Source organism: Nocardia ninae NBRC 108245 (assembly GCF_007990755.1).
Lineage (GTDB): Bacteria > Actinomycetota > Actinomycetes > Mycobacteriales > Mycobacteriaceae > Nocardia > Nocardia ninae.
Window position 1 is genome coordinate 1 of the sequence record NZ_BJXA01000073.1, and the last position, 12082, is coordinate 12082.

Here is a 12082-nt window from a genome sequence, read left to right on the forward strand (position 1 = left end):
CCGCGGGACCGATGGAACGCCGGTGTCTGCTCGTAGGCGGGGAAGGTCCCGCGGAAGTCGAGGTGCAGGCTCAGCCCATGCTCGTTGCCGCCCAACGTCGCTCGGGTGCCGAGCAGCGGTTCGGTGACCGCGTAGGTGTAGGGGCCGACCGTCCATGAGTCCAACGACGCACGGGAGTATTGAATTCGGTGGACAGGCGAACCACCCGCGCCTGTTTGCCGCCGATGGTGACCATTGCGTAGGCGTCCATCACATTGCGATTCGGGTAGCGGGCCAGCCCGGTCATCACGCTCACCTCGCCGGAGGTGTCGAAGCCGTACATCACCACCCGCTCGGTCCAGCGCAGATCGCTTTGCGCCACATGGTCGAACGTGGTTGCCAGCTGGTGGCACAGCATTTCGTCGTCGGGTACGAGCACCGGACTTCCCTTCATAGAACTGGTGCGGGTCAATATATTACGTTGCACCTCGCAACGTATTTGTTTTGCCGATTCCCGCCCGGTACGCTGCGCCGTGTGACGTCCACCGACCCCACCCGCTCCGCCGCGGGCCGCCCGCGCGACAGCCAGATCGACCACGCGGTGCTCGACGCCACCCGCGCGCTGCTCGCCGAGGTCGGCTACCAGGACGTCACCATCGCCGCGGTCGCCCGTCGCGCCGGCGTCGGCACCGCGCCCATCTACCGCCGCTGGCCCGGCAAGGATGCGTTGATCGAGGACGCGGTCTTCGGCTCCGAAACCCTCTGGTTGCCAGCGGTAACCGAGGACCTGCACGCCGACCTGATCGCCTGGGCCCGCCTATTTCTCGAGCGGGTCGCCGAGCCCGCCACGCGCGCCGCCGTGCCCGGCCTGATGTCGGCCTACCACCATGACCCCGCCCGCTACCGCGCGCTACACGACCGCGCCGATCTCCCCGCCCGCAAAGCCCTCGCCGATCGGATCGCGCCCGCCATCCCCGACGGCGCCGACGAATCCGCCACCACCGACCTGGTTTTCGAGATCCTCGTCGCGCGCACCCTCACCCGCGGGGTGACACACGGCCTCGACGACGCCGAAACCTTCTGTCTCCGAACGGCCGACGCCCTGTACGCGATAATACGTGCCGGAACCTGACGGCGAGTCGCCGCGCGGAACCGTCTTCGGTGTCATAGTGATTCGATGGGTCGGCTTCGTGGCTTCGCCGCCATCGCCAGTGTTGTTTGTCTGCTCGGCATCTCGGGGTGCACGGACTCGTCCGCGCCGGAGGACACCCCGACGGCGCAGCCGCCACCGGTCAGCACCACGGGCAGTACCGATCAGGACCGAACCATCCGCCTCGAATTCGGCGGTAAGCAGCGGTCTTACGTGGTGCACACGCCGCCGCGTTATCAGGAGAGTGCCGCCCTGCCGCTGGTAGTTGCCATGCACTCCTACCCGGGTGATGCGGCGCAGATCGCCACCACCTCTGGCTTGAATGCCAAGGCGGACAAGGAGAACTTCCTCGTCGTCTACCCGGAGGGGTATTCCCGCGCGTACAACGCCCTGATCTGCTGCGGTACGGAAGACGACGTGGGATTCATCAGGACGGTTGTCGCCGCGATGGTCGCCGAGTGGAAGGCCGATCCGAAGCGCGTCTACGCCACCGGTATGTCCAATGGTGGCGACATGTCTTTCAAGCTCGCGGTAGAACTACCCGGCACCTTTGCTGCCATCGCTCCGGTCAGTGGCGGCTTCATCGGCGCGAAGACCGAGGAGGAGTCCTACAAGCCATCCGTACCGGTTTCGGTGGTCACCTTCCTCGGTGGCCGGGACCGCTACAACGGCCAGTTCGAAACCGGAATCACGCAGTGGCAGCAGCGGCTTGCGTGCGCGCCCGCAGAACCGGCCGTTACCTCGGCCAAGGGAATCACCCGCACGACGGCCAGGTGCGGCGACGGCAGCGAGGTCCAGGTCTACCGGATCCCCGAGATGGGTCACGGGTGGGCAGGCGCGGCGCAGGGCACGCTGTCCGAGCCGGACGCCGGGGTGAACGCGACCGATCTACTGTGGGAGTTCTTCGCGGCGCACGCGAAATGACCGCTGATCAGCCCTCGCTCGCCACCAGCTGGTGCGTGTGAGCGGCGGCGGCCGCTTCGGTGCGGGTGGCGACGCCGAGTTTGGTGAGGATGCGGGAGACGTGCACGCCCGCGGTGTTGCCGCTGATGAAGAGTTCGGCGGCGATCTGACGGTTGCTCAATCCCTGGGTGACCAGGCGTAGTACGTCGAGTTCGCGCGGGGTGAGGCCGAAGGTCGACGGGCTTGCGGTTGCCGGTTCGGGCGACTGGTCGGTCAGGGTGAGTCCGGCTCGGTCGGCTGTCTGACGGACCTGCGCAAGCAGGGGAGTGGCGCCGAGATCGGTGGCGATCGTGGCGGCTTCACGCAGGGCTGCTCGCGCCGTGGGCCGGTTGCCTTCCGCGAGTTCGGCTTCGGCGGCACCAAGGAGGCTGCGGGCCAGTTCGTAGGGCTGATTCAATGCCCGCCAGGCTGATACGGCGTCGGACCACGCGGCGGCGCGGTCGGCGCGATGGGCGGCGTCGACGGCAGTGGTGACCGGCAAGGAGTCGGCGAGCGAGTCGAGGTCTATTGGTAGTGCATCGATCTGGGCCGCGAGGACGAGCAGGGGCCACACTTCGTGATGGTGTGCCATGAGATCGTCGGCGGACAGGGTCTCGACGGCGATGTCGGCCGCACGCTGCGCCTGACCTAGCGCGAGTGCGGTCGCGCATTGGACGGTGCGCAGTTGGATCTGGTACTGCCGGGCCCACGGTCCGTCGCTCAGCAGGCCAGCGGCGGTGTTCGCGCTGGTCTCGGCTGCGGTCGAATCACCCTGTGCCAGCACAATTCTGGCGTGCGAGAGCAGCAGAGCCGCCTTACTGAGCGGCGGCAGTCGGTCGGTCAGGGATTCATCGATGAGGGTGAGCGCTTCGGGCCAGCGGCCGAGCGCGGTCAGCGCCTGCGCCCATTTGACCAACAGGATAGGACTGGCCTCGGCGAAGCGGAAGGTTTCGTGGGCAGCCCGCAGGCCCTGCTGTATCGCCGCGATCGCCGCCGCATAATCCCCTGCGGCGACGAGCACCGCCGATTCCCACAGCACCACGGCGATCAGCGTCTGCGGGTCCGCCGCGGCCGCTGCTGCGGCGTGCGCCTTCTCGAAACAGGCGATGGCGCTGTCCTGTTGGGCAAGGGCGTTATCGCGTTGCGCGGTGCCACCACCGGGTTGGCCGATGCCGCCGGTGGCGCTGCCGGGTTCTGCGGCAAAGCCGTCGAATTGGGCGACGGCACTGTCGGATCGGGCAGTGACGCTGGTGGATCGGGCGGTGGCGAGCCCGAGGTAGGCGTAAGCGCGGGCGGCCAGGGACATGGCGCCGAGCTGCTCGGCCACCTCGGCGGCGGCCAGCGCGTTGCGTTCGGCCTCGGTCGTGTTGCCGCTGAAGACCTGGGCGATGGCGAGCTCGGCCAGCACCTCACCGCGCAGCAGGGTCGGCGGATGCACGGGCAGCAACGCCGAGGCGCGTACCAGATCGTCGTCAGATCCCTTGCCGCTCTGGTTCTTCAGGGTGGCCCGGCAATAGAACAACCGGGCGGCAGGCTCCGGCGCGTTGTCGGTATCCACCAGCGGCAGCGCTTCGTCAGCGGCCTCGATGCCGCGTTCGACGATGCCGCCGCGGTAGCAGGTCTCGACGACCTGCTCGAGCACCTGGAGCCGGTCGACGTCGATACGCCCGGCCGCGTCCGGGACGCTGTCCCAGAGTTCGAGCACTCGATCGAGGTGGTGCAGCCGTTCAGCGTGCGCGCCTGCGCTTTCCGCCGCCGCGCGCCAGGACGCGTCGAGTGCCAGCGGCAACTCCCCGGCGGCATGTGCGTGATAAGCCAGCGCACCGGCACTCGATGATTCGCTGTCGCCGGTGAGCGCGTGGGAAAGCCTGGCGTGCAGTCGTTTCCGCTCTGCGGGCAGCAGGTGGTCGTAGACGGCGTCGCGAATCAGGATGTGCCGGAACTCGTACCCGGTGTCGTCCGCGGTGAGGATCTGCTGATCGATCAGTTGACGAAGCGCGCGATGCAAGGCGTCCTGGTCTAGTTCGGTGGCCGATTCGAGCAACGTGTGCCGCACCGGCGACCCCGCGACCGCGGCAAGCCGCAGCAAAGTCTGCGTCTCCGGCGGCAGCCCGGCCTGATAGCCGAGCAACAACTCCGACAGATCGGCGGGCGTGTCCTCCGGCGACGTGCTGAGCGCCTCGACGAACAACGGATTTCCCTTACTGCGCGCGTAGATTCGTGCGATCGTCCCGGGTTCGGGTTCGCGACCGAACAACGCGGCCAGCTGTCTGCCCACCTCATGTCGGGTCAACAGCTCCGGAACCACCAGTCGCACACCAGGATCCCGCCGCAGCGCCGCGACCAGCCTGCGCGTCGCCGCCGAATCCGCAGGACGATAGGTACCGACCAGCAGCAGATCGCGCTGCGCCGAATTGGCCACCAGGAACCCCAGCAGTTCCCGACTCGAATCATCGGCCCAGTGCAGGTCTTCCAGCACGACGACCACCGGCCGGCCCACCGCGAGCTGCTCGAGCACGGTAAGAATTTCGCCGAACAACCGAATCCGATCGGCTTCGCCCTCGGCCGGCCCGGCATGCGCCGCCAGCTCGGGCAGCCACCCCGCCAACGCCGGCCGGGTCACCGGAAGCAGCGCGGCCAGCCGATCCACCCCGAGCTGCCGCACCAGCGCGCGCAGCACCGACACGAACGGCGCATACGGCACACCATTGCCGAATTCGGGACACCGCCCGGTCAACACCACCGTGTCCGCGCTGAGCCGCGAGCTGAACTCGGCAACCAACCGGGACTTGCCGAGCCCGCCTTCACCAGCGATCAGCACGGTATGCACCGCCGGATCCCGATACGCCGCCAGCAATGCGGATACTTCCGCGGCCCGCCCGACAAAGGCACCGCAGACGGGAAGGCTCACCACCCCGCGATCATGCACGGACCGCACGGTTTGTGCCAGCCCCGGCGCCGGACGGGTAAATTAGCACCCCCGCGTAAAGACCTTTGTCCCCACCGAAATAACGAATTCTTGTGATTCGCAAGCCCCCTCGTTACCCGAAGTATTAACGGCATGACAAGCACCGAGCTCCGCCCCTTCCGCATCGAGATCCCGCAGGCCGCCCTGGACGACCTGCACGACCGGCTGGCCCGCACCCGCTGGACCGACGACCTGCCCGGCACCGGCTGGGAGCGCGGCGTGCCGACCGCCTACCTGAAGGACTTGGCCGGCTACTGGGCGACGGAGTTCGACTGGCGCGCCATCGAAGCGGAACTGAACAAGCACCCGCAGTTCACCACCACGATCGACGGGCAGAACGTGCATTTCCTGCACGTCCGCTCGGCCGAGGCCGACGCCACCCCGCTGCTCCTGCTGCACGGCTGGCCCAGCTCGGTGGTCGACTTCCTGGACGTGATCGGCCCGCTCACCGACCCGAAGGCGCACGGCGCGCCCGACGCACCCGCTTCGATCTGGTCATCCCGTCGCTGCCGGGATACGGGTTCTCCGGCTCGGTCACCGAGGCGGGCTGGCACGACGACCGCGTCGCCGCCGCACTGGCCGAACTGATGGCGCGGCTCGGCTACGACCGGTACGGCGTGCAGGGCGGTGACCACGGCGCGTTCATCGCACCGCGGCTCGGCCGGGTGGACGCCGACCATGTGCTCGGCGTGCACGTCAACGCGCTGGTCACCTTCCCGAGCGGTGATCCGGGCGATATGGCCGCGCTGACCGAGGCCGAACGGCAGCGGCTGGGCCGGATGAAGCAGTTCCAGGACGACGGCGCGGCCTACATGAATCTGAAGGGTTCCCGCCCGAACACCATTGCGCAATTGGTGGCGGATTCGCCGGCCGGGCAGCTCGGCTGGATCGTGGAGAAGTACAAGGAGTGGGTCGACCAGTCGCACGAACTGCCCGAGCAGGCGATCGACAAGGACCGCATCCTGGCCAACGTCAGCATCTACTGGTTCACCGAGACCGCACGCAGCGTAGCCAATTTCTACTACGAGCGGTTCCACGACACGAGCATGTTCGCCCCCGCGACGAAGGGCACCGTGCCGACGGGCGTGGCGGTATTCAAGGACGGCGATTACGCGATCCGCCGCTTCGCCGAGAAGGCGCACAACATCACGCACTGGTCGGAGTTCTACTCCGGCGGCCATTTCCCGGCCCTCGAGGTGTCCGACCTGCTCACCGGCGATATCCGGGAGTTCTTCCGCTCGCTGAGCTGAAGCACGAAAGAGGAAGGGGCAGGCGGCAATCCGCAGCCTGCCCCTTCCTCGTCGGTTCAGTCGAGACCCGACAGCCGGGCGAGAATAGTGGCCGCCATCGCCGCCGGATCGCCGTCGCCGGGACGCAGCACGAGTTCGGCCTCGGTGGGCGACTCGTACGGGTCGTCGATGCCGGTGAAGCCGCGGATCTCGCCCGCACGGGCCTTGGCGTACATGCCCTTCGGATCCCGGGCCTCGCAGATCTCCAGGGGCGTGTCGACGAAGACCTCCACGAACGGGATGCCCGCCGCCAGGTGTGTCGCACGGACGCGGTCCCGGTCGGCACGGTACGGGCTGATCAGCGAAACCACTGCGACCACACCGGCTTCGGCGAAGAGCCGAGCCACCTCACCGACCCGGCGGACGTTCTCGACCCGGTCGGCCGCGCTGAAACCGAGGTCGGCATTCAGTCCGTGCCGCAGGTTGTCCCCGTCGAGCAGGAACGCCGGGCGACCCGCCGCGACCAGTCGGCGTTCGAGTTCCACTGCGACGGTGGACTTTCCCGAACCGGACAGGCCGGTCAACCACACGGTGAGGCCACGGGTCGCGCGCTCGTCCCGTCCGACCGCGGTGGAATGCCAGACCACCCGCGACGACGGCAGGCTCGGGCCGGTGATCATGCCCGCGCCAACGGTGTTGTTGGTGGTGTCGTCGACCAGGATGAAGCTGCCGGTGAACCGATTGCGCCGGTACGGATCGAACAGCAGCGGCTGCCGAGTCCGTAGCTGGACGCGGCCTATCTCGTTGAGCGACAACGACTCCGCCTGCTCGTCCCGGTGCAGCGTGTTGACGTCGAGCCGGTAGTCCAGCGTGCGAACCTCGACGGTGGCGGTGCGCGTGGTGTGCCGGATGGTGTAGGTCGCGCCGGGGGTCAGCTGCGACTCGTCGGCGAACCAGCAGACCATCGCGTCGAGATCGCGTCCGGCGGTGGGTCGGTTGTTCGGCCGGCAGATCATGTCGCCGCGGGACACGTCGAGGTGGTCGGCGAGCTGCATGGTCACCGCCTGCGGCGGAAAGGCTTCCGTGACGGGCTTGCCGCCCGGACCCCAGATGGCCGCGACGGTGGTGGTGAAACCAGACGGCAGCACCGCGACCTCGTCACCGGGCTTGAACACGCCACCCGCCACCGTGCCCGCGTATCCACGGAAATCCTGTGCGTGACTGCGGGTTACGTACTGCACCGGGAACCGCGCGTCGATGAGATTGCGGTCGGAGGCGATGTGCACCTCTTCGAGGTGATGCAGCAGGGGAGTGCCCTCGTACCACGGCATGCTCGCGCCGCGGTGCACGATGTTCTCGCCGTCCAGCGCCGACATCGGCACGAAGGTCAGATCGAAGATGTCGAGTTTCGAGGCGAACTGGGCGAATTCGGTGCGGATCTCCTCGAACCGGGCCTGCGACCAGTCGACCAGGTCCATCTTGTTGACGCACAGCACCAGGTGCGGAATGCCGAGCAGGCTGGCCAGGAACGCATGCCTGCGGGTCTGCTCCACCACGCTCTTGCGGGCGTCGACCAGGATCAGCGCGAGGTCGGCGGTGGACGCGCCGGTCACCATGTTCCTGGTGTACTGGATGTGGCCGGGGGTGTCGGCGATGATGAATTTGCGCCGGGGCGTGGCGAAGTAGCGGTGGGCCACGTCGATGGTGATGCCCTGTTCGCGTTCGGCGCGCAGTCCGTCGGTGAGCAGGGCCAGGTTCGGGTAGTCGTCGCCGCGGTCGCGGCTGGTCCGCTCCACGGCGGCGAGCTGGTCGGTGAAGATCGTCTTGGAGTCGAAGAGCAGCCTGCCGATGAGGGTCGATTTGCCGTCGTCGACGCTGCCCGCGGTGGCGAGACGCAGCAGTGTTGCGGTCATCAGAAGTAGCCCTCTCGTTTGCGATCTTCCATGCCCGCCTCGGAGATTCGATCGTCGGCGCGGGTGGCGCCACGCTCGGTGACCCGGGCCGCGGCCACCTCGGTGACCACCTCGGCGGGGGTGGCCGCGGTCGACTCCACGCAGCCGGTGCAAGTGGCGTCGCCGACCGTGCGGAATCGCACCGTGGTCTCGTGCGGCTGCTCGCCGTCGAGGAGTTGCAGGAAGCGGGTGTGCGCCAACAGCATTCCGTCGCGCTGCACCACCGGGCGGCGATGCGCGTAGTAGAGCGGCGGCAGGTCGATGCCCTCGGCGGCGATGTAAGTCCAGATGTCGAGCTCGGTCCAGTTGGACAGCGGGAACACCCGAATATGTTCGCCCGCACGGTGTTTGCCGTTGTAGAGGTTCCACAGTTCCGGTCGCTGGCTGCGCGGATCCCACTGGCCGTACTCGTCGCGGAAGCTGAATACCCGCTCCTTGGCGCGGGCCTTCTCCTCGTCGCGGCGCGCGCCACCGAAGACCGCGTCGAAGCCGCCCTCCTGGATCGACCGGAGCAGCGTGGTGGTCTGCAATCGGTTGCGGGAGGCGCGCGGCCCGGTCTCCTCGACCGCCCGGCCCGCGTCGATGTCGTCCTGCACGCTGCCGACCACCAGCCGCAGCCCGAATCGCGCGACCGTCTCGTCGCGGAAGGCGATCACCTCGTCGAAGTTGTGTCCGGTATCAATGTGCAGTACCGGGAACGGCAGCGGCGCGGGCCAGAAGGCCTTGGCCGCCAGGTGCAGCATCACCACCGAGTCCTTGCCGCCGGAGAACAGCAACACCGGACGTTCGAAAGTTGCCGCTACTTCACGGAATATATGTGCCGACTCGGCCTCGAGCACGTCCAGATGGGGTAGCTCGTAGGTGCTCGCCGTCGACTTCGCGTACTGGCTCACACCGCAAAACTAGAACACGTTTCGGTCGTTGGCAACAGCTCGCCGGGGCTGCGGGCGGGTTTGCGCCCGCCCGACGCGGCGGTCACCGCGTCCGCCGCCGCGACCAGTGCCGTTCCGCGCCGGTCGATTTCGGCACCGGTGATGGACGCGCCGACATACATGGTCAACACCATGTTCTGCCTGCCGTCGCCGCCGTAGGTCGGTGCGGCGAGCAGGCTGACCGGGTGCTCCTTGCGTGGCCGCAGATCCGTGCCGAGGTACACCCGCTCGCCGAGGCTGGTGACCAGCTCGCCGACCAGTTCGCGCAGCTCATCGGGGAGATCGTGGGCGGCGAAACCGGCCAGCATTGAGTACAGCCTGCGGCCCGCCGCGGTGAGACTCTCCACCAGATAGCCGCGCTCGCGGCATTCGGCGACCACCTGCCGCAGCCGCGCCTCGTCCTGCTGCAACGGCACCGTCGAGGGCTTGGTCAGCCAAGCGTCGAACGCCGCGTCGGTGTCCCACAGCACGTACATCAGGCCGACCGGCGGCGCGAAGTGGTAGGCCGCGCCCACCTTGACCATCCCCGGCCCGGTGCTCTCCAGGACCATGATCTGCTCGCCGACCACGGCGGATGCGGTGCAGGTGGTGCGGTATCGCGCGGTGAGTCGCTCCAGCTCGGCGCGGGCGAGCGCGGAGATGGCGAAGCTGTCCTGGGCGACCCGGCCCGCGGCGATGAGCGCGGGGCCGAGGCCGTAGGTCAGGGTGTCGGCGTCGCGCACCAGATAGCCGCCCGCGGTGAGCTCGGTGAGGATGCCGAGACAGGTCGGTTTCGCCAGGTCCAGCGCCCGCGCCAGCTCGGACAGGCCGAAGCGCTTGCCGCGCTGCTCGACGAGGAAATCCAGTACCTGCACCACCCGCACCGTGGGTGCGGATCTACGGCCGACCATTGACCACTCCTAGAACACGTTCTAATCTTGTCTCACACGGAATGTACCAGACCGGTACATATTTGGAACACCTGCCCGATCCACTGGAGACCCTTTGCTGACACAGCCGTTCGCGGATGCCATCGCCGCCGCCGAGCAGATCATCACCGGAGCCGCGCACATCCGCACCGAGCAGGACCTCGTCGAGGGCTACGACTATCTGGCGGGCAGCATTCGTGCCGCCTTACAGATGGCGTGGGCCTACGAGCGGGACTTCCCGTTCTTCGTCCAGTCCACCGGGCCGTACACGAAGATGGGCCTGGACAACCCGGACACGCTCTACTACCACTCGTATCTGCGCCCGGACGCGGAATACATGGTTACCGGAAAGCGCGGCACCACCAGGGATTTGAGCTTCCAGGTGCTGAACGGGAACTACTCGCCGGTGGACGTGCCGGACAGCCTCACGGCCTTCGACGACCGGGCACTGGAGGTCGGGCCGGACGGTTCCTATGAACTCCGCCTCGGTCCCGGCGAAGCGCGGCCCGGCTATGTGCACCTCGCCGCCGACTCGGCCATGCTGGTGGTCCGGGAGGTCTACAGCGACTGGGCGGCCGAGAAGCCGGGCACGATCCGGATCGCGCGGGTCGACGGCATCGGTGACGCACCGCCGCCGCTGACGAAAGACCAGCTGACCAAGCGTTACGGCGTCGCGGGCAAGATGCTGATCTCCCGGATCAAGACCTTCCTGGCTTTCCCGGAGTGGTTCTACCTGAACCTGCCGGTGAACACGATGACCGAACCGCGGTCCACGCCGGGCGGTCTCACCACGCAGTTCTCCTCGGCCGGCCACTACGAGCTGACCGACGATCAGGCGATGATCATCACGGTGCCGAAATCCGATGCGCCGTATCAGGGGTTCCAGCTCGGCAGCATGTGGTACCTGTCGCTGGACTACATCAACCACCAGACCAGCCTCACCGCCGACCAGGCGCACGTGGACCCCGACGGCATGATCCGGCTGGTGGTCAGCGAGCGAAACCCCGGGCTGGCGAACTGGATCGAACGCACCGGCCACGACCGCGGCTATCTCCAATTCCGCTGGCAGCGGCTGGCGCGCGACATGAAACCCGAGGACGGGCCGACCGTCGAGGTGGTGACGGTCGACGAACTGGCGCAGCGCCTGCCGTTCTACGACCAGGCGCGCGTCACGCCGGACCAATGGCGCGCACGAATCGCGGTACGGCAGGCGGCCGTCGCGGAGAGGATGCTCGGCTGATGTTGTTGCAGGACAAGGTTGTTGTGGTCTCCGGGGTTGGCCCCGGGCTCGGTCGCGCCATCGCGGTGCAGAGCGCGAAGGCGGGCGCCGATGTGGTGCTCGCGTCCCGGACCGAATCGCGGCTCACCGAGGTGGCCAAGGAAATCGCCGAGCTCGGCAGGCGCGCGGTAGTGGTGCCGACCGACATCAACGACGAAGCCGCCGCGGCGAATCTGGTGGAAGCCGCACACAGTGCGTTCGGCCGGGTGGACACGCTGGTGAACAACGCCTTCGCGATTCCGCCGATCGTGGACCTCGCCGACGTGGACCTGGATCAGGTGCGCGCCGGCTTCGAGACCAATGTGCTTGCGGCGCTGCGGTTGACGCGGTTGTTCATCCCGGCGCTCACCGAAACCAACGGCTCCGTGGTGATGATCAACTCGGCGGTGCTGCGGCATTCCCGGCGCACCTTCGGGCCGTACAAGATGGCCAAGGCCAGCCTGCTCGCGCTGGCGCAGAGCCTGGCCACCGAGCTCGGGCCGCGCGGCATCCGGGTGAACACCATTGCCCCCGGCTACATCTGGGCCGACAACCTGAAGTGGTACTTCAACTACCTCGCCGAGCAGCGCGGCATCACCGCCGAGGCGGTCTACGCCGAGACGGCGAAGACCATCGACCTGCGCAAGCTGCCCGAGCCCGACGAGATCGCCGACGCCGTGGTGTTCTTCGCCTCGCCGATGGCGCGCGCGATCACCGGGGCCTGTCTGGATGTCAACGGCGGCGAATACCACCACTGACCGGGT

11 protein-coding genes are annotated in these 12082 nt (G+C 67.8%); 6 read left to right on the forward strand and 5 right to left on the reverse strand.

The genetic code is table 11. The annotated features are described in order from the left end of the window. Positions 1 to 70: 70 nt before the first annotated feature. On the reverse strand, positions 71 to 433 hold the full coding sequence (locus NN4_RS47205; RefSeq protein WP_503826347.1) for an Rv3169 family protein: 363 nt from the start codon (positions 431 to 433) through the stop codon (positions 71 to 73). 81 nt (positions 434 to 514) lie between these two features. On the opposite strand from NN4_RS47205, the gene NN4_RS35180 reads away from it, so the two are divergent. After that, entirely contained in the window at positions 515 to 1111 is a 597-nt protein-coding gene (locus tag NN4_RS35180; protein ID WP_246181253.1) for a TetR/AcrR family transcriptional regulator, read from the forward strand. 45 nt (positions 1112 to 1156) lie between these two features. Further along, positions 1157 to 2053 (forward strand): extracellular catalytic domain type 1 short-chain-length polyhydroxyalkanoate depolymerase, encoded by an 897-nt coding sequence (locus tag NN4_RS35185; protein WP_147140305.1) that lies wholly within the window; start codon positions 1157 to 1159, stop codon positions 2051 to 2053. 7 nt (positions 2054 to 2060) lie between these two features. On the opposite strand, the gene NN4_RS35190 is transcribed toward NN4_RS35185, so the two are convergent. Next, a complete protein-coding gene (locus tag NN4_RS35190; protein WP_147140306.1) occupies positions 2061 to 4985 on the reverse strand; it encodes a helix-turn-helix transcriptional regulator in 2925 nt (974 codons plus the stop codon). Positions 4986 to 5132: 147 nt separating this feature from the next. Here NN4_RS35190 and NN4_RS46800 point away from each other — a divergent pair, with 147 nt between their 5' ends. Both NN4_RS46800 and NN4_RS46805 read left to right on the forward strand, forming a co-directional pair. Further along, entirely contained in the window at positions 5133 to 5627 is a 495-nt protein-coding gene (locus NN4_RS46800; RefSeq protein WP_308633344.1) for an epoxide hydrolase N-terminal domain-containing protein, read from the forward strand. Beyond that, positions 5546 to 6289, forward strand: coding sequence for an alpha/beta fold hydrolase (locus NN4_RS46805; RefSeq protein ID WP_308633345.1), 744 nt, complete (start codon positions 5546 to 5548; stop codon positions 6287 to 6289). The genes NN4_RS46800 and NN4_RS46805 overlap by 82 nt, the downstream gene beginning before the upstream one ends. Positions 6290 to 6345: 56 nt before the next feature. Here NN4_RS46805 and cysC read toward each other — a convergent pair whose 3' ends face one another. Genes cysC through NN4_RS35210 form a run of 3 tightly spaced genes read right to left on the reverse strand, consistent with a single transcriptional unit; the run spans position 6346 to position 10042 of the window. After that, the gene (cysC, locus tag NN4_RS35200) at positions 6346 to 8181 is read right to left on the reverse strand and encodes an adenylyl-sulfate kinase (protein ID WP_147140308.1); all 1836 of its coding nucleotides are present in this window, start codon (positions 8179 to 8181) and stop codon (positions 6346 to 6348) included. After that, a complete protein-coding gene (gene cysD, locus NN4_RS35205; protein WP_135236976.1) occupies positions 8181 to 9113 on the reverse strand; it encodes a sulfate adenylyltransferase subunit CysD in 933 nt (310 codons plus the stop codon). Before cysD ends, cysC begins: the two co-directional genes overlap by 1 nt. Continuing rightward, the gene (locus NN4_RS35210; protein ID WP_147140310.1) at positions 9110 to 10042 is read right to left on the reverse strand and encodes a helix-turn-helix domain-containing protein; all 933 of its coding nucleotides are present in this window, start codon (positions 10040 to 10042) and stop codon (positions 9110 to 9112) included. The genes cysD and NN4_RS35210 overlap by 4 nt, the downstream gene beginning before the upstream one ends. A 94-nt stretch (positions 10043 to 10136) precedes the next feature. Between NN4_RS35210 and NN4_RS35215 the strand changes: the two genes are divergently transcribed. Continuing rightward, positions 10137 to 11300 carry a hypothetical protein gene (locus NN4_RS35215; RefSeq protein ID WP_147140312.1) on the forward strand — a complete coding sequence of 388 codons (1164 nt, stop codon included), beginning with the start codon at positions 10137 to 10139 and terminating at the stop codon, positions 11298 to 11300. After that, entirely contained in the window at positions 11300 to 12076 is a 777-nt protein-coding gene (locus tag NN4_RS35220) for an SDR family oxidoreductase (protein ID WP_147140314.1), read from the forward strand. The genes NN4_RS35215 and NN4_RS35220 overlap by 1 nt, the downstream gene beginning before the upstream one ends. Positions 12077 to 12082 lie beyond the last annotated feature (6 nt).

Coding starts and splice junctions, on each gene's coding strand:
- NN4_RS47205 (WP_503826347.1), bottom strand. CDS start 433: ATGAAGGGAAGTCCGGTGCTCGTACCCGACGACGAAATGCTGTGCCAC.
- NN4_RS35185 (WP_147140305.1), top strand. CDS start 1,157: ATGGGTCGGCTTCGTGGCTTCGCCGCCATCGCCAGTGTTGTTTGTCTG.
- NN4_RS46800 (WP_308633344.1), top strand. CDS start 5,133: ATGACAAGCACCGAGCTCCGCCCCTTCCGCATCGAGATCCCGCAGGCC.
- cysC (WP_147140308.1), bottom strand. CDS start 8,181: ATGACCGCAACACTGCTGCGTCTCGCCACCGCGGGCAGCGTCGACGAC.
- NN4_RS35210 (WP_147140310.1), bottom strand. CDS start 10,042: ATGGTCGGCCGTAGATCCGCACCCACGGTGCGGGTGGTGCAGGTACTG.
- NN4_RS35220 (WP_147140314.1), top strand. CDS start 11,300: ATGTTGTTGCAGGACAAGGTTGTTGTGGTCTCCGGGGTTGGCCCCGGG.